Origin of the sequence: Nocardia sp. NPDC088792, assembly GCF_044750615.1 — a bacterium.
Lineage (GTDB): Bacteria > Actinomycetota > Actinomycetes > Mycobacteriales > Mycobacteriaceae > Nocardia.
The window spans coordinates 1,117,213-1,143,324 of record NZ_JBIVKC010000001.1; the positions used below are offsets into that span (position 1 = coordinate 1,117,213).

Below are 26,112 nucleotides of genomic sequence, written 5' to 3' on the forward strand. Positions count from 1 at the left end.
GCGCTAGGCGCGAGTCTCTGCGGCGCGCTTGCCTGTGTGCAGGGCGACCAGTTCGGACAGCTGCTGGGCGGCGCGCTCGAGGGGTGCCGTCGTGCGGGTGGCGGCGGACATGATCACTGCGCCTTCGACGGCGGCCACGATGGTGGTGGCGAGGGATTTCGCGGTTTCGGGTGCGACGGCTTCGGCTTCGAGGCGGTCGGCGAGGATGCTTTCCCATTCGGTGAAGGTCTCGCCGGCGACGTCGGCCGCCTCCGGGGATTCGGAGCGGCCGAGGGCGGCGGCGACGATCGGGCAGCCGGCCCGGAAGTCGCTGGTCAGCAGTCCTTCACGCCACATGCCGGGGAAGGCGGAGATGACGTTGGCCAGGTCGGCGCCGCTGGTGAGGGCGCGCATGAGGGCGCTGGAGGCCTGTCCGGCGGTGCGGGTGGCCTCGGCGACGAGCTCGGATTTGCCGCCGGGGAAGTTGAGGTAGATGGATCGGCGTGAGATCCCGCTGTGTTCCAGCAGCTGGGAGATGCCGGTGCCGGCGATGCCATTGCAGCGCATGAGGGCGATGGCGCTGTCGATGAGGCGGTCGCGCGCTCCCATTGGAGATCCTTCCTTGCCTGTATACCGATCGGTGTACTACGGTTCTTTTATACCGATTGGTCTACCCGAGTGTAGACCGCCGCACTTCCTTCGACGATCGATCGGGGCCACCATGACGACGCTGCACGATCCCCTGCCGCTGGCCAGTGGCCAGGTCCTCCCCAACCGGCTCGTGAAATCCGCCCTCAGCGAGGGCCTGGCCGGTGCGGACAATGCGCCCGACGGGCGGTTGGAACGACTCTACGCGCGCTGGAGTCAGGGCGGGTTCGGCCTGATCGTGACCGGCAATGTGATGGTCGACCGCCGCCACTGCGGCGAACCCGGCAATGTCGCCATGGAGGACGAACGCGATCTGGCCACCCTGACCCGCTGGGCCAAGATCGCCAAGGACGGCGGCAGCAAGGTCTGGGTGCAGCTCAATCATCCGGGCCGGCAGGCCAATCCGATCGTCACCCGCACCCGCGCGGTCGCCCCCTCGGCCCTGGCCATGGGTATTCCGGGTATCCCCGCACCGCGTGCCCTCACCGAGGACGAGATCCTCGACATCATCAGGCGTTTCGGCACGGCCGCCCGCGTCGCCGAGGCCGCCGGTTTCGACGGCGTCCAGATCCACGGCGCCCACGGCTATCTGGTCTCCCAGTTCCTCTCACCACTGTCGAATCAGCGCACCGACGCCTGGGGCGGTGACGCGGAGCGCCGGCGGCAGTTCGTCGTAGAGGTGGCCCGCAGTATTCGCGCTTCGGTGAGCCCCGGCTTCGGCCTGGGCATCAAACTGAATTCGGCCGACTTCCAGCGCGGCGGATTCACCGAGGAGGAGTCACGCGCGGTCATCGAGGAATTGTCCGCCGAGCAGCTCGATATGTTCGAAATCAGCGGCGGCAGTTACGAATCCCCCGCCATGATGGGCCGCCCGCAAACCGCCTCCGCCAGCACCAGGGCCCGCGAGGCGTACTTCCTCGACTACGCCGAGTCCGCCCGTAAGGCCGCCGGCACCGTCCCGATCGCTGTAACGGGTGGCTTCCGCTCCCGCACCGCCATGTCCGAGGCCGTCTCCGACGATATCTGCGACCTGGTCGGCATCGGCCGCCCCGCAGCCGTATTCCCCACCGCCGCAGCCGATCTCCTCAGCGAACGGGTAGCGGTCCTGCACGCCCCGCACATCACCCTCGGCCTGCCGCCGCGCCTGGCCGCCGCCCGCAGCCTGAAGTCCGCCGACGGCGCCCTCGACCTGCAATGGCACACCGACCAACTGCACCGCCTGGGCGCGGGCAAGGACCCCGACCTCAACCGCTCCCCCCTCCTTACTGCCGGAACCATGCTGCGCCGCAACGGCTTCGACGCCTTCCGCAGCAAGCGCGCCGCCGCCCAGCGCACTACCGGAAAGGACGGAAACCCCATGCCGGACAAGACCGCCCGCAAGTTCCGCCGCGAGCGCGCCATCGGCCGCTACGTCATGAATCCCACCGTCCGCGCCCTCGGCAAGGTCGGTATCCACACCGCCCTGGCCACCGAGATCGAAACTGTCGGCCGCAAGTCCGGCCGGCCCCGCCGCGTCCCGGTCTCCGTTCTGTTCGATCGCGACGGCGGCGGCGCCTGGGCCATCTGCCAGCACGGCATGCGCTCCGGCTGGGGCAGCAACCTGTCGGCGAACCCGAATATCCGGGTGCGCCAGGGTGATCGGTGGCTGTCCGGCCTGGCCATATTCCTCCCGGACGACGATGTGGTGGCCCGCGCCCGCACCTTCGCCCCGCACCCCGCGCTCGGCGGCGTGGCCCGCGGTATGTTCGCGGCCCTCGAGACCACGCCCGTGACAGTCCGAATCACGTTCAACGACCGATAGTGGGAAGACGGCCCGCCCTATCGGGAGCGGAGTCGTGAGCGCCGGCGTTTCGGCCCGTTGGTCGCGATGACGCCGGACGGGCCGCGCCCGCGACAACGCACTGCGTGACGTCGGTCGCGGCTTTCGTCGTGCCGGGTCGTCACTGGTTGGGGCGTACCAGAATCTGGATGTGGTCGGCGGGATTCCGCAGGGATTCGATGGCGCCTGCGACGTCGTCCAGACCGACCTGGTCGGTAATGAGGGAGGCGGCGTCGATGGTGCCTTCGGCTATGCGGTGCAACGTCTTCGCGTACTCCTCGTGGGGGTAGACCATGCACATCTGCAGCGAGATGTCCTTGTAGATGCCGACGATCGGGCGGAGGACGTCGTCGGTCATGACGGCGCCGATCTGGAGGATCGCGGTCTCGCGGGGGACCTTGTACATGAGGTCGTTGAGCAGACCCGGGACCGCGGCGCAGACCCAGACGTGGAGCTTCTGACCGGGCGCGGCGAGCTCCTGCCAGACCTCCACGGGATCTTCGGTATTCGGGTCGACGACGCGGTGCGCCCCGAGCCGCAGTGCCGCTTCCCGGCGGAGCTCGGACGGATCCGACGCCACGATCGGCGCGACGCCGCGTTCGGCCAGGGCGGCGACCGCGCCCAGACCGACCGGACCGCAACCGATCACGATGCCGGTGCCCTCGGGCCCGATACCGGTACGGGCCACATTGCCGAAACCCACGGCCAGGGGTTCGGTCATGGCGGCGACATGCGGGGGTACGTGCTCGGGGATGGGTTCGAGAGCCATGGCCTGCAACACCATTCGCTCGCCGTACCCGCCGGGGAACTCGTTGGAGTAGCCGACGCCGTGGATGCCGCCGGCGGCATCGAGCGCCCATGGCAGGGCGACGACGTTCCGGCCCTCCACGAATGGCGTATCCGGTCCCGCGCCCACGACCCGCGCGGCGAGTTCGTGGCCCATGACGAGATCCCGGTGCGGGTCGAACAGGAAGGTCGGTACTCCGCTGTCGCGGCTGGCCCGGAGGAATTCGTCGGTGTAATCCAGGGCCTGTTTATCGCTGCCGCAGATGCCGCAGGCAATGGTTTCCACCAGCACCTGGCCGGGACCCGGCACCGGCTCCGGCACTTCGTCGACGACGAGCTTCCGGTTGCGCATGACTACCGCACGCATGTCACTCTCCTTCCTGGGCGGGCGTGAGGGCGGCCTGCAGGGCCTGGGCGTGCCGTTCGAAGGCGGCTTCGACGCCGGCGCGCATACCGGACATGAGCCGCTCGCTATTGACACTGGCCCAGTCCAGGGAGGCGACCCGCGGACGATTCGCCCCTGTGAAATGTGGGATGACATGCTCGGCGAACAGTCGCACCGACCGCTGCGTGGCATCCCAGTCTGCGACATTGAGCGCCAGCACCAGGAACGTGCCGAACCCGCCGGACTGTTCGGTGAGCGCCTCGATCGCGGCAATCGCATCGTCGGGCGTGCCGATGGTCGCCCGCCCGAAGGCGGGAAAACCGGGCCCGGTCCATTGTTCGACGGCCTCGGCCGCGGTGTCGCCCCACGGCAGTTCCATGCCACTGAGTTTCTTGATGTAGTGCACGAGATGCCCGATGCCCCATTCGGCTTCGCGCCGGGCCTGTTCCCGCGTCTCGGCAAGGTGCATGGGTGCGACGAGCCGCCACTTCGCACGATCCACGCGATGGCCGTTGGCGGCCATGGTCTGTTCGTAGATCTTCCAGTTGGGCAGGAGCGCTTCGTATCCGCTGGGATCGGAGGCGGCGAGTGAGAGCAGTCCCGCGCCGTGGCGTCCGGCCAGCACCGCGCCGGAGGGCGAGATGGTCGAGGCCACCGCCATTTCCAGTCCGCCCTGCTGATACGGCAGCAGGTGCAGCCGCGCCTCGTCGAGCGAGAACCAATCCGATTTGGCCGTCACCACTTCGCCGCGCAGCAGCTGGGTGATGGCGTCCATGGATTCGTGCATCATGTCGCGCTGCCGCGGCTGCGGTACGCCCATCATGGAGGCGTCGGAGGCGAGCTGGCCGGGCCCGATGCCCATCATGACGCGGCCCTGGGTGAGGTGGTCGAGCAGGCAGAGCCGGTCGGCCAGCATCATGGGCTGGTGGTAGGGCAGCGAGTTCACGCCGGTGCCCAGCCGGATCTGCCGGGTGCGCTGGGCGGCGGCGGCCAGGAAGACCTCGGGGGCGGAGATGATCTCCATGCCGGCGGAATGATGTTCACCCACCCAGGCTTCGGCGTAGCCGAGTTCGTCGGCCAGCTCGACCAGCTGGAGATCGCGCTGGATCTGCAGGGTCGGGTTGCCGGTGAGCGGGTGATATGGCGCGATGAAGAATCCGAACCGGGTGGGTCCGGACGCATTGGGCTGGGTCACTTTTCGTCGCTCCTTTGCGGGATATTCAGTTGTGCTCCGAAAAGTCGCGCACCCGGCGGGGCTCTACCGGGTGCGCGACAGGTCAGTGCTGCCGAAGGTTCAGCCGCGGGCCCACTCGTGGCCCCAGTAGCTGTCGGCGGTCATCTCCTCGGCGACGTAGTCGTCGCCGACCAGCTTTCCCTCGCAACCGAATTCGAGATCCCAGCCGCCGGGCGTGCGGACGTAGAAGGAGATCATCTTGTCGTTGGTGTGCCGGCCCAGCGTGGAGGACAGGTGGTAGCCGGCCTTGGTGACGCGGTCCAGCGCGCGGCCCACATCGTCGAGCTTGTCGACCTCGACCATGACGTGCACGATGCCGGGCCCGTCCGGCCGCGAGCCAGGAATGAGCGCGAGGCTGTGGTGTCGCGGGTTGACGCCCATGAAGCGGATCCAGATCGGGTGCTCGGGCGGTCCGACGCGAAAGGAGCCGCGCGACTTGAAGTCCAGCACCTCGGTGTAGAACTTGCGCGCGGCCTCGATATCCGGCACCGGCAGCACCACATGGCCCAGGCCGAGATCGCCGGTCACGAAGGTAGCGCCGTGCTTGCCGATCACCGGGCTGTGGTCGAGCAGCGGTCCGTGGAAGACCTCGATGGTGAACCCGGCCGGATCGACGAAGCTGATGGCCTCCTCGACATGCCGGCCCGCGGCCTCGGCGAGCGACAGTGCGGTGACGGCGATTCCGGCCTTCTCCAGGATCTCGCGCACCAGCCCGAGCGAGCGGCTGTCGGCCACCTGCCAGCCCACGGCGATGACCGCGTCGCGCTCGCCGGGAACCAGTTCGAGACGGTAGGTGTGCTCGTCCACGCGCAGGTAGACCGAGTCCGGGTCGGGCCCGCTGCCCTCCGCGAATCCGATGGTGTCGAAGGCGAATTCGCGCCAGGCGGCGACATCCGCGATATGGGCCCGTACGTAGCCGAGAGAGGCGAACGCAGCCATGATGAAACTCCTCGCGTGATCGGGGTGATCAGGAATAGGTGACGGAGACGTCGTCGGTCACCGGAACGGCCTGGCAGGCCAGCACATAGCCGTCGGCGATATCGGCGTCCTCCAGGATTTCATTGCGGCGCATGCGCACTGCGCCGGACACCACCCGGCACACGCAGGCGCTGCACGCGCCCTCGCGGCACGAGTAGGGCGCGTCGACGCCCTTGGCGAGCAGCACGTCCAGCAGGACCTGTTTTCGAGGCCAGGCGAATTCGTGGTGCTCACCGTCGAGTTCGACCTGCACGGTGGCGGTATCGCCGTCCGCGTCGGCCGCGACCGCGGTTTCGATCTCGAACGGATTGCCGAACAGCGAGACGAACTTCTCGATGTGCACCCGCTTGCGATCCGCGCCGAGCCCGCTCATCGCCGCCGCGACCGCGTCCATGAACGGGCCGGGACCACAGACAAAGGTCTCCCGGCCCGCCCACGGACGGGCCAGCGCGGCCAGCTGATCCACGGTCGGCAGGCCCTGCACCGACTGGAGCCAGTGCAGGACGACCAGCCGGTCGGGATACGCGGCAGCCAGTTCCGCGAGTTCGGTGGCGAAGATGACGGATTTCTCGTGCTGGTTGGCGTAGAGCAGGGTGACGTGCCCGGAGCCCTGCGCCAGCACCGATTTCAGGATGGACAGCACGGGCGTGATCCCGCTGCCGCCGGCGAACAGCAGCAGATCGGTGTCGAGTGAGGCGGGGGTGAACAGCCCGGCGGGCGGCAGCACGTCGAGGTCCAGGCCCTCGACCGCGTTGTCGCACAGCCAGTTCGAGCCGTACCCGTCAACCGTGCGCTTGACGGTGACCTTGAGCGGGCCATCCTCGTGCGGCGCACTGGACAGCGAGTAGCAGCGGCTCACCGAACCGGTCAGCTCACTCGGAATGCGCAGTGTGAGGAACTGACCGGGCCGATAGGAGAACCGTGCCGCGTGCGCCGGATCGGGAGTCAGCTCCAATGACACGGCATCCTCGGTCTCCCGCACCACACGGGAAACCCGCACGGCGGCAATCCCACCCGCCGCCTGCGCGGTCTCCAGCGCGGCCGAGGCGTCGAGCGACGCCGAATCCGGTTCGATCTCCGTCACCGTCATCCGTCCCACCAATTCCATTCCACTAATAACAATTCCGCTACGCCGCCGAGTGGCACATGAGGGCCGCATCGGCCGAGAGGGCCCGGTCCTGATGTGCCACTCGGCCCTCAGGCCAGGGTGCGACCCCTGGTTCGGACGTCGATGTCGCGCGTGCTGACGGTCAGGTCGCCCGAGTCGACGGCCGCTTCGATGCTGGCGCGCAGCGACGGGCAGGTGTGTGTGCGTAGTCCGCCTGCGGCGAGTTCGGTGCAGGCCGCCTCGGCCGTCTTGTTCCATTGCACGCTGGTGTGCTGGTCGCTGTATTTCTCGACCAGCACGCAGGTCCCGCAGGACCGGCACGAAACCTTGTCCATCCCTTTGCCTTTCAGGCGTGTGCGGCTGCGTCGGCTTCGCTCGCGGCGCGCTTGGCGAGGTTGTCGGCGACCTCGGCCTCCCAGGCGGTCACGGCGCGGGTGGTGTCCACCTCGTACTCGAAGCGGTCGGTCATCTCGTCCTTGATGTCCGCCACGTCGGTGTAGAACTGCTCGTACCAGCGGCGCAGCTGGTAGACCGGGCCGTCTTCCTCGCACAGCAGCGGATTGTTGATGCGCGACTTGCGCTTCCAGATGGCCGCGTCCTGTTCGAAGCCGCGACCCAGGCCGCCCACGAACTTCTCGGCGATCTCCTGCGCCTGCTCCGGCGGCAGGCCGGCGGGCTTCCTGGCGATGGCGCCGTACATGAGGACGAACCGGTTCTCGCTGATCGGGTAGTGGCAGTTGATCAGGTAGCCCTCGACGGTGAGCCCGGGGCTCTCGCTCTTCAGGTAGTCGATCATGTAGGAGGGCCCGTAGTAGGAGGCCTCCGACTGCAGGACGTTCTTGCCGCCCAGCGCTTTCGCGGTGGCGCCCATCATGTCCTCGCGGGAGATGGAGGTCATGTACTGGCCGGCGGTGTGGCCCTCGAAGACGTTCTTGAAGAAGGTCGGGAAGCCGTAGTGCACATAGAAGAAGTGCGCCATGTCCACCACATTGTCGACGACCTCGCGGCAGTTGGCGTCGACGATCATGGAGTTCCAGGTCCAGTCGGTCCACTCGTCGTCGAAGGCGGCGTCGACGCGCGGGATGGCGAGTTCGGCCGGGGGCTGCTTGCCCTCGGGGTCGTTCCACACGAAGAGCTGCTTGTTCTGCTCGAGGGTCGGCCAGGCCTTGGTGCGGGCCAGCGGCGGGACGCGCCGCGCGTAGGGGATGCCGGTGCACTTGCCCTTGCCGTTCCAGCGCCAGTCGTGGAACGGGCAGGCGATGGAGTCGCCCTTGACCGTGCCGTCGGCCAGGTTGCCGCCCATGTGGGGGCAGTAGGCATTGAGCACGTTGAGGCTGCCGTCCGCGGCCGCGAACACGACGATCTCGGTGCCGAAAGCCTTGACGGTGTGCGGTTTTCCGTCGCGGAAGGAGTCGGCCAGGCCCAGGCAGTGCCAGCCGCGCGCGAATCGCGCGGGCGGGGCGCCCGCGTCGATGACTCGCACATCGGTTGATGTCTCGGCACTTTCCGTGGTGGTCATGTGAATTCCTCTCCCTTGCCTTGCTTCGATAGTTGCGGCCGATGTGACGCCGACGACAACGGCTGTCTCACTGGCCGGGAGGTAGCTACTGATGGGCGAGACGCCCGAAGGCCGCGCGATAGAAGAGCAGAGGCGTGGCCTCGGAATGCTCGTTCAGGCTGGTCACGCGGCCGATGACGATGGTGTGATCGCCGCCGTCGACTTCGTCGTGCAGTTCGCAGTCGATGGATGCCAGCGCACCCGACAACAGCGGCGAGCCGTTCTCGGAAGGGATCCACTCCACACCGGTGAACTTGTCCGGGCCGGGGCGGCCCAGTTGCCGGCACACCTCGGTCTGATCGTCGGCGAGGATATTGACGCAGAACCGGCCCGCGGCGCGGATGCGCGGCCAGGTGCTCGAGCTGCGCGCCGGGAAGAAGCTCACCAGCGGCGGGTCCAGGGACAGCGAGGCGAACGACTGGCAGGCGAAGCCTATGGGTTCGCCCGCGTCGAGGGCGGTGATCACGGTGACTCCCGAGCAGAATCGCCCGAGCACAGTCTTGAAAGCCACCGGGTCCACGGCGCCTCCTTTATTTCGGTTCGAAATATAGCTGTCAGTCATGACAGCAGGTGGCGACCGGGGGGCGTCAATATCGTGGTTCGCTGATCGGGATACGTAGGTCCGGTTTTACGTAGTTCTCCCGATTCCGCGGCCTGTGGGCCGGGGCACAGTGAGCTGTGACACCGAATCAGGCACATGCCTAATCGGCATACACCTAGACTGGATATGAACCAACGGAGGTCTTTATGTCCGTCGCCCTGCTCCCCCCGGCGGAGACTCGAAACACCCACAGCCCCATGCGTTCCAAGGAAGCCCGCGGCAACTCCGCCGAAGTCCCCGTCTCGATGATCGAGCGGATGACCTTGATCCTGGACGCTTTCGACGCCTCCACCCCCACGCTCACCCTGCTCGGCCTGGTCGAGCGCACCGGGCTGCCGCGGTCCACCGTGCACCGGATCCTCGACCAGATGATCAAGCTGCGCTGGCTCGCCCACACCTCCGGCGGCTACCGCCTCGGCATGCGCGCCCTGGAGCTGGGCGGACTCACCGCGGACCACAACGAGATCCGCGATGCCGTCTCCCCGCTGCTGCACGAACTGAGCCAGCGCACCGGCATGGTCGGCCACCTCGCCGTCCTGGACGGCCGCGATGTGGTCTACCTGGACAAGGCGGGCGGGCGTTTCGCCGCCAGCCTGCCCACCCGCCTCGGCGGCCGGATGCCCGCGCACGCAACGGCTCTCGGCAAGGCCATGCTCGCCTGTCTCGAACCCAATATCGCCGAGGCCGCGCTGCGCACCCGGCTGCCGCGCCTGACCCCGCGCACCCTCTGCGAGCCCGAGGCGCTCACCCGCGAACTGCAGCAGATCCGGCTGCGTCAGGGCGTGGCCATCGACCGCGAGGAGGCCGTGGCCGGAATCGCCTGCGTCGCAGCCCCGTTGCGCGGCCGCGGCACCGCACCCGCCGCGCTGTCGCTCTCCGGGCGTGCCGACGGCATGAGCTATGACCGGCTGGCCCGCGTCGTGCTCGAGGTCGCCCATGAGGCCGGCCGTACCCTGTTCCCACGTCGTGCACACTGGCGCTGAGCGGAGAATCCCTATGCGGGGGCGAAACAGTTCGACCGTGACCGAGGGCGCCGGGCCCGCTCGTTCCGATGAGCGGCAAGGGGTTCCGGAGTTGCCCACCACGGCCTGGGCCGTGCTCGGCATGCTCTCGCACGCCGAAGAGCTCTCCGGATACGACCTGAAGAAATGGGCGGACTGGAGTCTGCAGTTCTTCTATTGGAGTCCGTCGTTCAGTCAGATCTACGCGGAACTGAAACGACTGGAGAAACACGGTTACGCGACCTCGCGCACCGTGGTGTCGGAAGACGGTATGCGCGGTAAACGTATGTACGCCATTACCGACAGCGGCCGCGAGGCCGCGTCCCACTGGGTGAACCACTCCCCCGTCGAAGTGCCGGTGCTCAAGCACAGCGTCATGTTGCGGGCCTGGCTCGGGCATCTCGCCGAACCCGACCGCATGCGGGAAATCCTCACCCAGCACATCGATTACGCCGAGCAGATGCGCCGCCGCGCCGCGGCCGACGCCGAGGGCTCCGACGCCAATCCCGATTGGGCCTATCCCAGCGCCGTATTGCGCTGGTGTGTACGACATTACGAAGCGGAACGGGAATTCGCTCAGGATCTACTGGACGACCTCGACAAACTGGCGCGGAAGCGTAGCCGCCGCAAGCCCGCGGCAAAGCAGAATTCCGAAGATTCCCACTGAACGGACTTTCCCATAGGCGGCAACCTCCAGCGGTGACACGGTTCACAAATCGTGTTACCCATCTCTACTGGAGGACGCCCCATGTCCACCTCCGTCGACACCGCGGTGCCGCCCGGCCCCGCATCCGATGAATCCGGCCGTCTCGACGGCGCCTCGAACCTGAGGATATGGTCGGTTCTCGCCATTATCGTGCTGTTCACCGAGGTCTCCCCGATGCAGTACGTCATGGTCGCCTCGGCCCTGCGGCAGATCGCACCCACCTTTCCCGGCGAGGGCGCGAATATCAACTGGGCCATCATTGTTTTCGGCATTGTCGGCGCCGCCGTATCACCTTTGATCGGCAAACTCAGTGACATCTGGGGCAAGAAGAAGATGTTCTTGCTGTGCGGTGTGCTGTTCCTCATCGGCACCGCCATGTGCGCGATCACCAGCAGCTGGGCCGTCTTCCTGATCGGCCGCGCATTCGAGGCGACCGCCATCGCGACGACCGTCGTCTCCTATGGGCTCATCCGGGATCTCATGCCGCGCAGGCTGGTTCCCATCGGACTGGGCATCGCCTCCACCGGGCTGGGCGTGTCTGCCCTGGCCGGGCCGCTCATCGGCGGCTACATCACCGATCACTACAGCTGGCGGGCGCTGTTCTGGTTCCTGTTCGTCTTCACCCTGATCATGATTCCGCTGCTGATCATCGTGGTGCCGGAATCCAAGCTGCGGACCCCGCAGCGGCTGGATATCGTCGGCGTACTGCTGCTCGGCGCGGGCGCCACGCTCACGCTCATCTACCTGGACAAGGGCCAGGATTGGGGCTGGGGCAAGTTCTCCACCCTGATCTGGCTGATCGCCGGCCTGGTGTTGCTGGCACTGTTCCCGCTGGTGGAAATGCGGGCGAAGCATCCGATCATGGATATGAAACTGCTGTTCACGCCCCGCGTGGCCGTGCTGTTGTTCATCGGTCTGCTGGCCTCGTTCATGATCGGGTACCAGTCCTACGCCACCGGCTACATGACGCAGTCGCCGCCCGCTTCCGAGGTGGTCTCGCAGGTCAAGGACGCCACCTGGACCCAGGTGAAGGCCGGTGCGCTGGCACAGGCGCAGGCGCAGGCCGAAGCGCAGGCCAAGGCCCAGCTGCCGCCGGGCGTGCAATTGCCGCCGGGTGCGGTGAAGGTGCCACCGGAAGCCGTGTACTCGCAGCTGCCGCCGAACATGGTGAACGTCAAACTGGATCCGGGCTACAGCTACGGCAACAACTTCACCTTGCTGAAGTTCGCCACGCACGTCACCCTCGCACAATCGCTGATAGCCATGGTCTTCGGATTCATCGGCGGCCTCTGGATCCGGCGCTCGGGTGCGCGCTGGCCACTCGTCACCGCGCTGGTGATCTTCGTCGGCAGCGGATTGGCCTACGCGGCACTGTCGCACGGCTGGCAGACGCAGGCGTTGATCAGCGCGGTGTACGGCATCGCGTTCGCGCTGTACTACGCCTCGACGCCGAACCTCATAGTGGAAGGGGTTCCGGCGCAACAGCAGGGCATCAGCGCGGGCATGCTGGGCGTCATGCAGGCCATGGGCGCGGCCATCGGTCTCGCGGTGGCCACCGCCTTCCTGACCGCCAATCCGGTGAAGGCCGTGGTGTCGGTGACGGGAGCGCCCTCGGTCACCAAGGACATCCCACTCCTGTACTCGGACAAGGGATATGAGATCAGCTTCTACTTCGTGGCGATCTCGGCGGCCATCGCCCTGATCGGCGCGCTGATCATGAAGCACGGCCGCACCGCCGCGACCGGCGGCGCCGCGCACTGACAATCGGAAGGGCCCGGAGGCGGTGTGCCTCCGGGCCTTTTCCATGCCGTTCTCCTTCCGGTGAGCGGGACGCCACCTCGATGTTCTCCGCGCGGCATATTTCTATTTGAAATAGGGCCGACGGAGTTCGGCCGAGGAGGTGGTCGACGATGACCGAAGGACTCGACAGCATCACCGATGCGGTGCAAGCGCTCGCCCACGGCGGCCCGGTGCTGGTGGTGGACGACGAAGATCGCGAGAACGAAGGCGATCTGATCCTGGCCGCCGAATTGGCGACCACCGAGAACATCGCCTTCCTGGTGCGGCACACCAGCGGCGTCCTCTGCGTCCCCCTCACCGGCGAGGACTGCGACCGCCTCGACCTGCCGCCCATGACCGCGCACAACCAGGACCCCAAAGGCACCGCCTACACGGTCTCGGTCGACGCGAGTTCCGGTGTCAGCACCGGTATTTCGGCCGCCGACCGGGCCCGCACCATGCGCCTGCTGGCCGACCCCCGCACCGCCCCCGCCGACCTCACCCGTCCCGGCCACGTCTTCCCCCTGCGCGCGAATCCCCGTGGCGTCCTGGGCCGCCCGGGCCACACCGAAGCCGCCGTGGACCTCATGCGCCTGGCCGGCCTCCGCCCCGCCGGCGTCATCGCCGAGGTCGTCAATGACGACGGCACCATGTCCCGCCTCCCCGACCTCCGAATCTTCGCGAAGCAGTGGGACATTCCCCTGATCTCCATCGCCGACCTCATCGAATACCGGAAGCGCCTGGAACACGGCATCTCCCGCGTAGTCGAAACCCGCCTCCCACCCCCCACGGCAACTTCCGCGTCCTGGGTTACGCCGACGAGCACACCGGCACGGAACATCTCGCCCTCATCCACGGCGAACCCACCGGTCCCGATGCGCTCACCCGCATCCACTCCGAATGCCTCACCGGCGACGCCTTCGGCTCCCTCCGTTGCGACTGCGGCGAACAACTGGACGCCGCCATGGCAGCCGTAGCGGCCGAAGGCAACGGCATCATCATCTACCTCCGAGGTCAGGAGGGCCGCGGCATCGGCCTCCTGAACAAGCTCCGCGCCTACGAACTCCAGGACGCCGGCGCCGACACCGTGGACGCCAACATTCAACTGGGCCTCCCCATAGACGCCCGCGACTACCGGCCCGCCGCCCGCATCCTGCACGACCTCGACGTGACTTCCGTCCGTCTACTGAGCAACAACCCCGCCAAGCAATCCGGCCTCGAAACCCACGGCATCACAGTGGCTTCCCGGATTCCCTTGCAAACCCGCCCCACCGAACACAACGTCCACTACCTCCGCACCAAACGCGACCGCATGCGCCACCACCTCACCGAGGTCGAGCCCGCAGTCGGATTCCACTGACCGTCGCGGCCATTGCCCGTCCGGCGGCGTGCAGAGGTTCGGCGGTGCGCAAGGTTCGGCTGAGGATGAAGGCGCCTTCCAGGGCGGACAGGACGGCGAGGATCAGTTCGCGGGCTTCGGGTTCGGTGAGGCCGCGGCCGACGAAATAGGTTGTGCCCTGGTCGATCCAGGAGGTGATGACTTCGGCGGCTACCTCGCGGAGGGCGGGTTCGGAGTCGGCGATTTCGCCGGCGACGGTGCCTACGGGGCACATGTTCATCCAACCGGATTGTTCGATGGTTTCGGCGGCCGCTTCGAAGGCGGCGGGGATGGCTATCTGCAGGTCGTCGTGGGCGTCCATCAGTAGCGGGAGCAGTTGGATGTAGGCCGCGCCCGAGGTGCGCAGGGCTTCGGCGGCTATCTGCGGTTTGCCGCCGGGGAAGTGGTGATACAGCGAGCCCATGGGGGCGTTCGAGGCGGCGGTGATCTGTTTGACGGTGACGGCGCTGTAGCCGTTGCTGCGCATGAGTTCGCCGACGGCCGTGATGAGTCGGTCTCGGGTGGTGGTTGACATTTTCTCGGCCACGCCATCAGACTAGAGCAAATGCACTAGAGCGTTTGCTCTATCGGAGGTAATCATGGCCGTTGTCGAGATTCCCGCAGGTCGGATCCACTATGAGGAGCGCGGGGAGGGGCCCGCGGTGGTGTTCTTGCACGGGCTGCTGATGAATCACACGCTGTGGGATCAGGTGCTCGAACTGCTGCCCGCCGGGTTCCGGTACGTGCTGCCGGATCTGCCGCTCGGGGCGCACCCGGAACCCTTGCGGGCGGATGCGGACCTGAGCATGCGGGGGATGAATCAGCTTGTCGCGGACTTCCTCGAAGCGCTCGATCTGCGGGATGTCACGCTGGTGCACAGTGATTGGGGCGGCGCGCTGTTCCTCACCGCCTACGGGCTGGATGAGCGGGTCGGGCGGTTGATCGTGTTGCCGTGCGAGGCCTTCGACAACTTCCCGCCGGGGCTGCCCGGCAAGACCGCCAAGCTGCTGCCGATACTGCCGGGCGGAGTGCTGCTGGCATTGAAGCAGTTCCGGATCGGATGGATTCGCCGGTCTCCCCTCATGTTCGGGTGGATGGCGCGGAAACCGCTGCCGGACGAGCTGGTCCACGGCTGGACCGAACCGGGGCTCCGGGACAAGCGGATCCGCCGGGATCTGCTCGGCTACGCCGGCATCGATATCGACAAGAACGCGTACATCGCGAATACCGAAGCGCTGCGCGGCTTTTCCGGCGACGCCCTGATCCTGTGGTCCGCGCAGGACAAGGTGATGCCACCCGAGCACGGCCGCCGGCTGGCCGAACTCATCCCGAACGCCCGGCTGGTCGAGATCGACGACGCCTACGTGCTGTCCATGCTGGACCAGCCGCGCGCCGTGGCCGCCGCCATGTCGGCCTTCCTCACCGGCGCCGCCGTCGAACACGCCTGATGTCGTGACGCCCGGGTAGGGTCGCGGCATCGGGATGTGCTTGCGAGGAGGCAACGATGCCGAGTTTGGTCAGCCGGATGGTGCCGGTCTATCTGCGGATCATGCGCGCGAACGAACCGTTCGTCACCGCCGAGGGCGCGCGGAAACACATTCGCGAACGCAGCATCCGGCCGCAGCCGTACGGCCCGCCGCGATTACTGCGCCGCGATGTCCGGGTATCCGTCGAAAAATGGCGCGGGTGGCCCGTTTACACGCTCACGCCGCGCACCGGCCTGCCGTCCGGGAATGTGGTGTACGCGCACGGCGGCGGCTGGGTCAATGAAATCGCGCCGCAGCACTGGAGTTTGGCGGCCGATATCGCCGTCGGCAGCGCCACCACGGTCACGCTGCCCATTTATCCGCTCATCCCGTTCGGCACCGCCGACAAGGTGATTCCGGACATGGTGGATCTGGTGCTGGCCAACCGTTCTCGCTACGGGGAAGTCCGGCTGGGCGGCGACTCCGCGGGCGGGCAGATCGTGCTCTCGACGGCGGTGGCCCTGCGCGATGAACACGATGTGCGAATTCCGCGCACCATTCTCATCGCCCCAGCGCTCGATCTCTCGATGAGCAATCCGGAAATCCCCGTCGTGCAGCGGGTCGATCCGTGGCTGGGCCGGGACGGCGGCCTCATCCTCGGCGAGCATTGGCGCGGCGCTTTTCCCATCGACCATCCGTGGGTCAGTCCGCTGTTCGCGACCTTCGAAGGTCTCGGCCCCTTGACCGTATTCAGCGGCACCCGCGACATCCTGAATCCCGATGCCCGGTTGCTCGCAGGCAAGGCCCGCGCGGCCGGTGTCGACCTCGAATACCACGAGGGCGAGCAGCTGGTGCACGTCTATCCGCTGACGCCGACCGCGGAGGGCCGGGCCGCGCGCGCCGTCATCGTGAACGAGCTACGCGCGGAACGCACTCCGCATCAGCAGAATTAGGCACTGCGCGCGACCATCGGGTTTGCTGCGAATCATGTTGCTCGCCGCGCGAATTCCCGCGGGTGCACCTTAATGTGCCTGATGGGCGCCGAGTGGCGCCCATCCACACGCGTGACTTATCGAAGGGCAGTAACCAGGTGAAGAACTCACGAATCCGTCGGGCGGGGATCGGCATCACCGGATTCGCGGCCATGGCCACGGCGGCGGTCATCGCCGCGCCGGGCGCGCTGGCCGATACGACCAACAACAATCTGACGGTGGCGGGCAGCAACTTCTACTCGAACACGGCCTACACCGTCACGGCGAACATCTCCAATATCACCGACGCCGTGAATGTCTGGTTCTACGACAATGGGAACGCCATCGTCCCGAGCGGCCAGAACTCGCCCGGCATTACGCCGGCCAATGGCACCGCCACCCTCAACTGGACGCCGACCACCGACGGCACCCACCAGATCACCGCCACCGTCGCCGAACCCGGCAACAATGTCTGGCTGGGCCCGGTCACCGTCTCGGTGACCGACGCGCCCGTCGGCGGCGGTGGCGGCAACGGCGCGCTGAGCAACCTGCTCAGCACGCTGCTGAGCAGCCTCAGCGCCAGCGCCGGCAACGGCCAGTAGCTACGGCCGGGCCGGGCCGCGACGTCCGCGGCCCGGCCGTCAGGCCGAATTCTCGGCGAGCCATTTACGGGCGCGCGTCGGCGAGGCGCGGGACAGCCACGCGTCCTGAACAACCTCGGCCAGTTCCTGAATCGTCAATTCCCCCACCCGGGAAGTACGCAACAGCACCGACAGATGCCCGTCGAAATGCTTCGTCGTGAAGAACGGCGAATCCGGATCCTGTACCAGCGCCAGCTTGTCCGATTCGGACGGCACCCAGAAAACCACGACATCCGGATACTTCTCCCCGGTCTCCGGATCGACGGCATCCGGTCGCGGCGTCCGGAAGAAGACGAACGATTTCCCGCCCACCTGATAGACGGGATTCTCCGCGGGACCCGCCACGACGGTCACATGCGGCATACCCTGGGCCAGCTCGTGAATGTCGGCCACCCGGGCCCGGCGTATTCTGCTCGACACGCGGTCGAGTGTATCGCCGCCCACAGTCGAGCAGGCCACGACCAGGCATTATGTCAGGCAGCTGGCAGGCAATGCGACAGATCACATAGGTTGTAACGTATGGCACGGCGGGTCAATGGAAACCTCCCTGAAGAGGTGACTTCTTTCGTGGGCCGCCGCGACGAAATGGCCACCGCCAAGCGGCTGCTGCCCACCACCCGGGTGCTGACCCTGCTCGGACCGGGCGGTATGGGCAAGACCCGGCTCTCCCGGCAGATCGGCCAGCTGGTGGCGCGCGCCTTCCCCGACGGCATCTGGCTGGTCGAACTGGCCGACCTACAGGACCCCAGCCTGGTGACGCTGACCGTGGCCGAGGCCCTGAACCTGCGCGACGAATCGACCGCGCCGCTGCCCCGGCTCACCGAATTCCTCGCCGACAAGCGGCTGCTGCTGATTCTGGACAACTGCGAGCACCTCATCGAGGCGTGCGCGGCGCTGGTCGGCCGGATCATCGCCACCACACCCGACGTACGAGTGCTGGCGACCAGCCGCGAAGTGCTCGGCATCCCCGGCGAACAGGTCATGCCCGTACCGCCGCTGGCCGTACCGGAGGAGGCCGAGGACGGGGACGCGCTGCAACTGTTCGTGGAACGCGCCAGTGCCGCCAACCCCGGCTTCCGGACCACTCCCGCCAATCGCGCGGTGCTCGCCGAGATCTGCCGCCGGCTCGAAGGTATGCCGCTCGCACTGGAATTGGCGGCGCTGCGGCTGCGCATGTTCACCCCGGAACAGATCCTGGACCGGCTCGACGACACCATGGGCCTGCTCAGCGCCGGACCGCGCACCGCCCCCGAACGGCAGCAGACCATCGAGGGCGCCATCCGCTGGAGCTACAACCTGTGCACGCCCGCGGAACAGCTGCTGTGGGAACAGCTTTCGGTCTTCGCCGGCGGCTACGATATCGACGCCGCCGAGGCGGTCTGCGAGCTGGGCGCGGCCTCGCTCATGGAGGCGCTCACCGGGCTGGTCGACAAGTCGGTCGTCATGCTGCGCTTCGACGGCATGGTGGCGCGCTACTCCATGCTCGAACCCATCCGCCAGTTCGCCGCCGACCGGCTCGCGGAACGCGGTGCGGCACAAGCGGTCCGGGCCCGCCACCGCGAGTACTATCGGCAGCTCGCCATGCGCGGGCAGACCGCGTACTGGACCGACGAGGACGTCGCCTGGTTCCGCGATCTGAGCCGGGAGCATGCGAACCTGCGCGCCGCGCTGCGGTCGGGACTGGCGGACGAGCCGCTGCCCACCCTGGCGACGGTGACCGTGCTGCGCCCGTTCTGGGAACACAATCGCTTCCTGTCCGAGGGCTTCCGCTGGCTCACCGAGGCGCTGGAACACAATCCGGAGGCGACGCCGGAGCGCGCCAAGGCGCTGTCCTCGGCGGCCTCCCTGGCGGCGCTGCTGGGTGATCGGGCGTCGGCGGCGAAGCTGGTCGGCGAATGCCTGGAACTCGCTGCGGCACTGGACGATAAAGACATCATGGCCGAGGTGGCGCTGGACCGGTCGCTGCTGGCCTTCGCCGACGACGATCGCGAGCACTCCCTGGAGCTGGGGCGCACCGCCATCGCACTGGCCGCCGCCGATGGTCAGCACGCCATCGAAATGGACAGCCACGCCTTCTCCTTCATGGCGGCCATGGTGCTGGAGGCGCCCGGCCGCACCGAACTGGCCGAACGCTTCCTGGAGCTCACCACCGACAGCGGTTCACACCTGCTCGGCGGTTTGGCGCTGTGGACGGTCGGCATCGACCACTGGCGACGTGGCGAACTCGACGAGGCCGCCGAATTCCACAGTCGCGCAATCGAACAGCTGGCCCTGTTCGAGCGCTGCATCTGGCTGTCCTCCGCCTTCGAAGGACTGGCCTGGACGGTATCGGCCCGCGGCGACTTCGAACGCGCCGCACGACTGCTCGGCGCCGCGGAAAGCCTGCAGCGCAGCACCATCCGGCTGGCTCACACCATCACCGTCGCGGTCGGCGAGAAGGAACGCCGCAAGGTCCGGGAAGCCCTCGGCGAGGACGCTTTCCGCGCCGCCTTCGGTGCGGGCGCGAACCTTCCGCTGGAAGAGGCCATCGATTACGCGCTCGGCCGGACGCCGCCCGAGCCGGAACCGATCACCGTCCCGGCCCCCTTCAAACGCGCCGCACGATCGGCCACCGCGACGCTCACCGAGACCGCCCTGCTCACCCGGCGGCAGCGGGATGTGGCCCGGCTGGTGGCGGCGGGGCACAGCAACAAGCGGATCGCGGCCGAACTGGTGATCTCCGTCCGCACGGCCGAGACCCACGTCGAGCACATTCTCACCAAGCTCGGGCTGACCTCCCGCACCCAGCTGGCCGCGTGGGTGCACGAGCACGAACTGTGAGGCTATAGGCCGGTCACGCCGTCGATGCGCTCGCGCAGCAGATCGGCATGGCCGTTGTGGCGCGCGTATTCCTCGATCATGTGCAGGTAGATCCAGCGCAGCGAGAGCTCGTTACCGCTGCGCGGATGCGTGAACGTCAGGTCCAGCGGCAGCTCGGCTACGGCCTTGGCGCACAGGGCGATCTCCTCGCGATAACGGTCGAGATCGTGCTCCGCCGCGAGCGCCATGACATCGTCGAAGTCGCCGTCCAGATTGCCCTCCTCGCAGTAGGCGTAGGGCAGCCGCTCCCCGCCCGCGAGTTTGCGGAACCAGCCGCGTTCCACTTCGGTCATGTGCCGGATCAATCCGAGCAGCGACATCGACGAGGGCTCCGCACTGCGGATGGCCAGTTGAATTCCATTGAGGCCCCGGCATTTCAGCAGCAGGGTCCCGCGCTGGTGTTCGAGAAAACTGTCGAGCATGGCACGCTCGTCACCGACGACGAGCTGCCGGGTGCGGTCGATTTCCGGTGCGATCCACGTCATCACCGGAATCTACCGCCACCCGGCAGCAGGGTTCGAGCGTTTACAGGCCGTGGTGCAGGAAGTCGATCACCGCACGCTCGAAGGCGTCCTTGCGTTCGATCTGCACCCAGTGACCGCAGCGCGCGAAGGTGCGCAGATCCGCATTGGGCAGCTGCCGCGCCGGGAACAGCGCGCCCTCTACCGGGGTGACCCGGTCGTCGCGGCCCCACAGCATGAGGACCTCGTGCCGCAGACCTTTCAGCCGCGCCCACAGCGGGAGCGGTTCGGCGAACTTCGGGTTGTAGAAGGTGGCGTACGCATCCTGAATGGCCGCAATGGCTTTCGGATCCGAGGCCGCTTTCAGCCGCGTCTCGATCAGCTCGGGAGTGAGCGTGGCCTCGTCGAAGACCATGGCGCGCAGGAAGCCGAGCGCGTTCGCCTCGGTCGGGTCCGCGTTGAACTGCATGAGCCGCCGAATGCCCTCGGACGGTTCGGGTCCCAGGATATTCACGCCGACGCCGCCGGGAGCCATGAGCACCAGTTTGTCCGCCCGGTCCGGATGGTCCAGCGCGGTCAAGGTCGCCACCGCGCCGCCCATGGAATTGCCCAGCAGGTGCGCCTTCTCGATGCCCAGCTCGTCCAGCATGCCGATCACCGCGTCCGAGGCGATGCGCAGATAGTTCTGCTCGTACACCTCCGGCCGGCCGCTCTCACCGAAACCCGGCTGATCCAGTACCAGGCAGCGGAAGTGTTGCGCCAGCACATCCAGATTGCCGCCGAAGTTGGCCCAGCTGGACACGCCCGCGCCCGAACCGTGCAGCAGCACCAGCGGTGCGCCCGAACCGGCCTCGTGATAGCGGAGCTTGTGGCCGCCGACCGTGACCCAGCGGGTGGTGTTCTCAACGGTGTAAGTCATCAGAGCATCCGATCCTCGACGTCGAGGCCCATGGCGCCCTTGCCGAACATGGCGAGCGCGCGTTCCACATCATTGATCACGTGCACACTGCCCGCGTGGGCGTCGCGCCAGTTGCGCTCGATGATGTTGGGGCGGCGGATGGCGTGGCCGCCGGAGTTCTTGAACAGCAGGTCGATGGCCTCCAGCGCGCGCTCGGTGCCGCGCACCTGATCGCGGCGGGTGGCCAGCCGCAACTCGAACGGAATCTCCTCGCCCGCCCGGGCGTAGCGCAGCTGCTCGCTCATATTGCGCTCCATCTGCAGCACGGCGGCGTCGATTTCCGAAGCGGCACGGGCGATCCGGACCTGTGCGAAGGGATCCTCCGAGACCTTCTGGCCGCCGTACGACAGTCGCACCCGTTCGCGCTGCCGCTCGATGTGGGCGTCATAGGCGCCCTGGGCGGCGCCGATGATCGGCGCGGTGATGGTGTTGGAGAACAGCGCGCCGAACGAGATCTTGTACAGCGGTGAGGTATTCACCTCCTGGCCCGGGCCGATCAGGTTGGACTGGTCCGTGGCCGAGTAGGCGCGGTGGGCGGGCACGAACGCCTTCTCGATGACGATGTCGTTGGAGCCGGTGCCGGACAGGCCGGACACGTTCCAGGTGTCCTCGATGCGGTAGTCGGTGCGCGGTACCAGCACCGTGTAGTAATCCATGCCCGTGCCGGTCGGCACCAGCGCGCCGAGGAACACCCACTGGGCGTGGTCGCAGCCGGAGGAGAAGGCCCAGCGCCCCGACATCTCGTAGCCGCCCTCGACCGGAGTGAGCTTGCCGGTCGGCGCGTACGAGGAGGACACCAGGGTGTCCGGATTCGCGGACCACACGTCCTGCTGCGCCCGATCCTCGAACAGCGCCAGCTGCCACGGGTGCGCACCCAGCACCGAGGACACCCACGCCGTGGACGGGCACGCGGTCGCGATGGTGCGGATCACCTCGTAGAAGGCGACCGGCGACTCCTCCAGGCCGCCGAAGCGCGCGGGCTGCAGCATGCGGAAGACACCGGCCTCGGTCAGTTCGGCGATGCCGGCGTCGGGGACCCGCCGCTGCTCCTCGGCCTGGACCGCCCGTTCCCGGATCGCGGGCAGCAGATCGCGAACCCGATCGAGCACCTTGTTCGTCATGCGGCTGATTCCTCCTCGTGCGTGCGTCTTGGTGTCGACGCTATGAGCAGGAGGCATATGTCAGGCGGAAAAGTCCCGGTCAACGGAACATGGGTCCCGCTATTTGTGCTTGTACTCCCAGTCGATGTCCTCGTCGAGGGCGATGCGGATGCGCTCGGTCAGGTCGGGGGTGATGTCCGGCGGCTGCGCCACGGCTTCCCAGGCGTCGAGGACCTGGGTGCCGTATTTGTGGCCGTGCCCCGCCGGAACCCCTTGGGCGTGTGCGAGATCCGCGCTGACCTGCCAGAAGGTGACGACGGGCCACCAGCGGATGGACTTCGAGACGTCCGAGCCGCGCGGTTCCTGCAGCCAATCCGGTTGCGTGAACAGCAGATCCGGCGACCACCACACGATGGGGTCGGAGGCATGCTGCAGGTACACGATGCGCGGTGAGGTCCACGGGCGCGGCGGGTTCTTCAGATCATCGGGCTTGCCGGCGAAGCGGACGATCAGCCCATCGGCGTAGATGGGCAGGATCTCCGGAGTGCCCGGATCACGCCGCTGTTCGAGCTGACTCCAGATGCGGTTGGAGTTCGGCGGGCCCACCCACAGCACGCCGTCCACCATGCTGCGAATGTCGTCGAGGCCGTTGAACGCGCCTTCGGAGCCCTGCGAGCCGAGACTCTCGCCGTACACCAGCAGCTTCGGCCGATGCTCCGGCGGCAGCTGCGCCCAGCGCGCGTGCACGGTGTGCACCAGCAGCTTCCCGGCCTCGGTGGCCTTGGCCTTGTCGGAGAGGAAGGACAGCACGCTCGGCAGATACGAATACTGTGTCGCGGCAATGGCGGTATCGCCGCCGTACATGAATTCCAGGGCCTCGGCGGTGGTGGAGTCGACCCAGCCGGTGCCGGTGGTGGTGACCACGGCCAGCACCTTGCGATCCCAGGCGTGGGTCCGATCCAGTTCGGCCACCACGACATCGGCGATGTCCTGCGGGGTCTTCGCGGTCTGCAGGCCCGCGTAGACCCGGATCGGTTCGCGCGCAGGCATTCCGGTGACCTGCGTGATGTGGGCCGCGGTCGGCACATACGAGACGAACCAGCGGCCCTCCGAGCCGAGCGTCTTCCAGGGCGCGAGCGAATCCGGGCTACCGGATCGCTCCGGCAACTGCGGTTGCAGCGCCGCCGCCGAGGTGTGGCCGTTACGCGCGCTGAACGCCGAATTCGCCACGGAGAAGAAGGCTTTCGCCAGCACACCCTGCACCAGCAGCACGCACAGCACCAGCACCAGCGCGATCCCGGCGGGCAGTGCGAAGCGCCGCGGAATCTTCAGATCGAGACTCAGCACCCGCACGATCCGCAGCACCAGCCAGCGCAGCGCGCGGAAGACCCCGATGACGAACGCCAGCGTCGCCGCCGCGAGCAATTCGGTGCGCAGATAACTGGAGGTGGTGGTCGGCTGCATCCCCATCAGCACTTCCAGATCCTGCTGCCAGCGCGCCGACCGCGCCAGCATCACCGCCGCACCCACGATCACACCGATGATGATGACCAGCTTGCTCACGTCCCGCGTGGTCCGCGAGGGCCGCCACAAACTGCTCAGCACCCCCGCCTCCGCGGGCAGCCTGGGCAGCACCCACTTCCCGACCGCCCACCCGATCAGACAGCCCACGCCGTACCCGATGGCCGCGCTGACACCACTCACCAGCCCCTGGAACAACCAGGTCCGCGGCAGCAACGACGGCGACACCGACCACGCGAAGAACACCGCCGCCACCAGCACCCCGGGATAGTTCGGCTTGATGGCCTCCTCCCCCGCCAGCAGCGCCCGCCACACCCGCCGCAATACCCCGGCGAGGGCGCCCGCCGGCTGCTGCGGCCCGGCCGCCTCGGCCGCGACTGCCTGCTCGGGCGCGGCCGGCGGCTGGTCCTGGGCCGGGGGCTCGGGCGGCTCGGTTGCCGATGAGTGGGGTGGCTCGACAGTCATGGGGCTGAGTCTTCCGCACAGGGCACCCGGGCCGCTCGGTTCGACACGCGGCACGACACGCGAAAACGGCCCGGCAACCCGGTTTCCCGGGGCACGAGGGGTCGGGGCAGCGGTGGTCGGGGCAGAGGATTTGCCGGATACGACGGGACCGCCCGCTCCCATAACGTCGTCGCCCGATGGGAAACAGCGGTGGTGCAGGGGGAATAAGCGACATGGTAGGACAATCGGTGGCCGAGGCAGTGCGAGCGGATGACGCGCGCGAGCCCGGCCCCGGGCGGCGGGAGCCGGACCCGCGATGGCATCCGGTGCTGCGGGTGATCTTCCGGTTCGCCTTCGTCTTCGTGGGTATCGGCATGGCGGGGACGTACCTGGCGACAGTGCTGCTCGTCGCCATCAAGGTGCCGCGGGAGTCGGTCGCGACAGTAGCGAAGTGGCTGGCCCTGCACCCGCTCACCGACTGGGTGGGCCGTGAGTTCTTCGGCGTGCAGGTGGATTACCGGGAGACCGGCAGCGGTGACACTGCCGCACATTGGATTTCGGTGTTCACGCTGTTGCTGGTCGCGATCGTGGTCACCGTCGTGTGGTCGATGCTCGATCGCCGGCTCGCCTACCCGCGTTTGTACGCGTGGTTCCGGCTACTGCTGCGCGCCACGCTGATCGCCGGCTTCCTGCTCTACGGCATGATCAAGCTGCTGCCCTCGCAGATGTCGTTCAATCTGGAACGGCTGGTGGAACCCTTCGGGGATATGAGCCCCATGGCGGTGCTGTGGGCGCAGAGCGGACTCTCGGAACCGTACGAGATGGCCTTGGGCGCAGCGGAAGTCACCGCCGCCCTGCTCCTGATCCTGCCGTTCACCGCGGGCCTCGGTTCAGTGCTGACGTTCATCGTGGCCATGCAGGTGTTCCTGCTGAACCTCACCTTCGACGTCCCGGTGAAACTCTTCTCGGGCCAATTGTTCCTGTACGCGGCGATCCTCGCCGCCCCCGACATCCTGCGCATCGTCCGCACACTGCTCGGCCGCGCCGTCCCCGCCCGGAACCCCGAACCACTCCTCACCTCCGCACGAGGCCTGCGAATCCTCCTGATAGCCCAGCTGATCTTCGGCCTCCTGATGGTCTACGACACCGTCGATCAGGGCTACGACGCCTGGCACGGCTGGGGCAGCGCCCGCCCCCGCTCCCCCCTCTACGGCATCTGGAACGTCACCGAATACACCCTCGCCGGAACGGAACTACCACCCCTCGTCGACTTCACCACCACACCCCAGAACAACGCCACGATCGGCCAGCAACGCTTCCGCCGCATCCTCTTCGACACCCCCGAAGTGGTCACCGCACAACGCATGAACGATTCCCTCCTGGGCATACCCGCCCACATAGACACCACCACCCACACCATCCGCCTCTCGGGCGACCTGGCCCAGCACTGGACCATAGCCACCCTCAATTACGAACAGCCCCAACCAGATCACCTCATCCTGACCGGCCAACTCGCCGGCCGCCCAGTCCACATGCAACTGGACCGAATCGACCTCGACACCTACCCGTCCATCTCCCGAGGCTTCCACTGGATCCAACCCGCGCCCTACCTCCGATAACTCACAACGGCTGCGCACCCGGTTCCAGCAGACGCTTGGGATGCATGCCGTCCACCTGCTCGATGAAAGACGGATGGCTTGAGTAACCGAGCATGCGGCAAATGCCCGGCTG

General features: G+C 67.4%; 22 protein-coding genes and 3 pseudogenes. 10 read left to right on the top strand and 15 right to left on the bottom strand.

All coding sequences use genetic code 11. The annotated features are described in order from the left end of the window. Positions 1-3: 3 nt before the first annotated feature. Positions 4-588 (bottom strand): TetR/AcrR family transcriptional regulator, encoded by a 585-nt coding sequence (locus tag ACIP5Y_RS05485; protein ID WP_400347815.1) that lies wholly within the window; start codon positions 586-588, stop codon positions 4-6. A 112-nt stretch (positions 589-700) separates the two neighbouring features. On the opposite strand from ACIP5Y_RS05485, the gene ACIP5Y_RS05490 reads away from it, so the two are divergent. Beyond that, positions 701-2,428: a nitroreductase family deazaflavin-dependent oxidoreductase gene (locus ACIP5Y_RS05490; protein WP_400347817.1), complete on the top strand. Its 1,728-nt coding sequence runs from the start codon at positions 701-703 to the stop codon at positions 2,426-2,428. 139 nt (positions 2,429-2,567) lie between these two features. Here ACIP5Y_RS05490 and ACIP5Y_RS05495 read toward each other — a convergent pair whose 3' ends face one another. From ACIP5Y_RS05495 to ACIP5Y_RS05525, 7 genes and pseudogenes are all read right to left on the bottom strand, one after another. Beyond that, entirely contained in the window at positions 2,568-3,599 is a 1,032-nt protein-coding gene (locus ACIP5Y_RS05495) for a zinc-binding dehydrogenase (protein ID WP_400347819.1), read from the bottom strand. Position 3,600: 1 nt separating this feature from the next. Further along, positions 3,601-4,812, bottom strand: coding sequence for an LLM class flavin-dependent oxidoreductase (locus ACIP5Y_RS05500; RefSeq protein ID WP_400347821.1), 1,212 nt, complete (start codon positions 4,810-4,812; stop codon positions 3,601-3,603). Positions 4,813-4,895: 83 nt separating this feature from the next. Continuing rightward, positions 4,896-5,790: pseudogene (locus tag ACIP5Y_RS05505) on the bottom strand (VOC family protein); the annotation flags it as partial. Between the two features lie 28 nt (positions 5,791-5,818). Beyond that, positions 5,819-6,919, bottom strand: a complete 1,101-nt coding sequence (locus tag ACIP5Y_RS05510) for a 2Fe-2S iron-sulfur cluster-binding protein (RefSeq protein WP_400347823.1) — start codon at positions 6,917-6,919, stop codon at positions 5,819-5,821. A 107-nt stretch (positions 6,920-7,026) separates the two neighbouring features. Then, positions 7,027-7,272: a hypothetical protein gene (locus tag ACIP5Y_RS05515; RefSeq protein ID WP_400347825.1), complete on the bottom strand. Its 246-nt coding sequence runs from the start codon at positions 7,270-7,272 to the stop codon at positions 7,027-7,029. An 11-nt stretch (positions 7,273-7,283) separates the two neighbouring features. Then, positions 7,284-8,456, bottom strand: a complete 1,173-nt coding sequence (locus ACIP5Y_RS05520) for a Rieske 2Fe-2S domain-containing protein (RefSeq protein WP_400347827.1) — start codon at positions 8,454-8,456, stop codon at positions 7,284-7,286. Positions 8,457-8,541: 85 nt separating this feature from the next. Then, entirely contained in the window at positions 8,542-9,015 is a 474-nt protein-coding gene (locus ACIP5Y_RS05525; RefSeq protein ID WP_400347829.1) for a flavin reductase family protein, read from the bottom strand. Between the two features lie 278 nt (positions 9,016-9,293). Here ACIP5Y_RS05525 and ACIP5Y_RS05530 point away from each other — a divergent pair, with 278 nt between their 5' ends. From ACIP5Y_RS05530 to ACIP5Y_RS05545, 4 genes and pseudogenes are all read left to right on the top strand, one after another. Then, positions 9,294-10,079: an IclR family transcriptional regulator gene (locus ACIP5Y_RS05530; RefSeq protein ID WP_400347831.1), complete on the top strand. Its 786-nt coding sequence runs from the start codon at positions 9,294-9,296 to the stop codon at positions 10,077-10,079. Between the two features lie 37 nt (positions 10,080-10,116). Next, positions 10,117-10,764, top strand: a complete 648-nt coding sequence (locus tag ACIP5Y_RS05535; protein WP_400347833.1) for a PadR family transcriptional regulator — start codon at positions 10,117-10,119, stop codon at positions 10,762-10,764. An 81-nt stretch (positions 10,765-10,845) separates the two neighbouring features. Continuing rightward, a complete protein-coding gene (locus ACIP5Y_RS05540) occupies positions 10,846-12,564 on the top strand; it encodes an MFS transporter (RefSeq protein ID WP_400347835.1) in 1,719 nt (572 codons plus the stop codon). A gap of 149 nt (positions 12,565-12,713) precedes the next feature. Beyond that, positions 12,714-13,942: pseudogene (locus ACIP5Y_RS05545) on the top strand (bifunctional 3,4-dihydroxy-2-butanone-4-phosphate synthase/GTP cyclohydrolase II). On the opposite strand, the gene ACIP5Y_RS05550 reads toward ACIP5Y_RS05545, so the two are convergent. Further along, positions 13,908-14,507 (bottom strand): TetR/AcrR family transcriptional regulator, encoded by a 600-nt coding sequence (locus tag ACIP5Y_RS05550; RefSeq protein WP_400347837.1) that lies wholly within the window; start codon positions 14,505-14,507, stop codon positions 13,908-13,910. The pseudogene ACIP5Y_RS05545 and the gene ACIP5Y_RS05550 sit on opposite strands and share 35 nt — an antisense overlap. A 52-nt stretch (positions 14,508-14,559) precedes the next feature. On the opposite strand from ACIP5Y_RS05550, the gene ACIP5Y_RS05555 reads away from it, so the two are divergent. The 3 genes from ACIP5Y_RS05555 (at position 14,560) to ACIP5Y_RS05565 (ending at position 16,999) form a co-directional block, all read left to right on the top strand. Next, complete coding sequence (locus ACIP5Y_RS05555; RefSeq protein WP_400347839.1) at positions 14,560-15,408, top strand: alpha/beta fold hydrolase; 849 nt, start codon at positions 14,560-14,562, stop codon at positions 15,406-15,408. 56 nt (positions 15,409-15,464) lie between these two features. Next, positions 15,465-16,379, top strand: coding sequence for an alpha/beta hydrolase fold domain-containing protein (locus ACIP5Y_RS05560; RefSeq protein ID WP_400347841.1), 915 nt, complete (start codon positions 15,465-15,467; stop codon positions 16,377-16,379). Positions 16,380-16,516: 137 nt separating this feature from the next. Beyond that, entirely contained in the window at positions 16,517-16,999 is a 483-nt protein-coding gene (locus ACIP5Y_RS05565) for an Ig-like domain-containing protein (protein WP_400347843.1), read from the top strand. Positions 17,000-17,038: 39 nt separating this feature from the next. Here the strand turns inward: ACIP5Y_RS05565 and ACIP5Y_RS05570 are convergent, their stop codons facing one another. Continuing rightward, the gene (locus ACIP5Y_RS05570) at positions 17,039-17,401 is read right to left on the bottom strand and encodes a hypothetical protein (RefSeq protein ID WP_400349146.1); all 363 of its coding nucleotides are present in this window, start codon (positions 17,399-17,401) and stop codon (positions 17,039-17,041) included. 156 nt (positions 17,402-17,557) lie between these two features. Between ACIP5Y_RS05570 and ACIP5Y_RS05575 the strand changes: the two genes are divergently transcribed. Further along, positions 17,558-19,858, top strand: a complete 2,301-nt coding sequence (locus tag ACIP5Y_RS05575) for a LuxR C-terminal-related transcriptional regulator (protein WP_400347844.1) — start codon at positions 17,558-17,560, stop codon at positions 19,856-19,858. 2 nt (positions 19,859-19,860) lie between these two features. Here the strand turns inward: ACIP5Y_RS05575 and ACIP5Y_RS05580 are convergent, their stop codons facing one another. The 4 genes from ACIP5Y_RS05580 to ACIP5Y_RS05595 form a co-directional block, all read right to left on the bottom strand. Further along, positions 19,861-20,382 (bottom strand): DinB family protein, encoded by a 522-nt coding sequence (locus ACIP5Y_RS05580; RefSeq protein ID WP_400347846.1) that lies wholly within the window; start codon positions 20,380-20,382, stop codon positions 19,861-19,863. Between the two features lie 40 nt (positions 20,383-20,422). Next, positions 20,423-21,277: an alpha/beta fold hydrolase gene (locus ACIP5Y_RS05585; protein WP_400347848.1), complete on the bottom strand. Its 855-nt coding sequence runs from the start codon at positions 21,275-21,277 to the stop codon at positions 20,423-20,425. Continuing rightward, positions 21,277-22,437, bottom strand: coding sequence for a 3-hydroxy-9,10-secoandrosta-1,3,5(10)-triene-9,17-dione monooxygenase oxygenase subunit (hsaA, locus tag ACIP5Y_RS05590; RefSeq protein WP_400347850.1), 1,161 nt, complete (start codon positions 22,435-22,437; stop codon positions 21,277-21,279). Before hsaA ends, ACIP5Y_RS05585 begins: the two co-directional genes overlap by 1 nt. 99 nt (positions 22,438-22,536) lie before the next feature. Continuing rightward, positions 22,537-24,402, bottom strand: coding sequence for an alpha/beta-hydrolase family protein (locus ACIP5Y_RS05595; RefSeq protein ID WP_400347851.1), 1,866 nt, complete (start codon positions 24,400-24,402; stop codon positions 22,537-22,539). A gap of 227 nt (positions 24,403-24,629) precedes the next feature. Between ACIP5Y_RS05595 and ACIP5Y_RS05600 the strand changes: the two genes are divergently transcribed. Beyond that, positions 24,630-26,000 carry a DoxX family protein gene (locus ACIP5Y_RS05600; RefSeq protein WP_400347853.1) on the top strand — a complete coding sequence of 457 codons (1,371 nt, stop codon included), beginning with the start codon at positions 24,630-24,632 and terminating at the stop codon, positions 25,998-26,000. A 1-nt stretch (position 26,001) separates the two neighbouring features. On the opposite strand, the pseudogene ACIP5Y_RS05605 reads toward ACIP5Y_RS05600, so the two are convergent. After that, positions 26,002-26,103: pseudogene (locus ACIP5Y_RS05605) on the bottom strand (phytanoyl-CoA dioxygenase family protein); the annotation flags it as partial. Positions 26,104-26,112 lie beyond the last annotated feature (9 nt).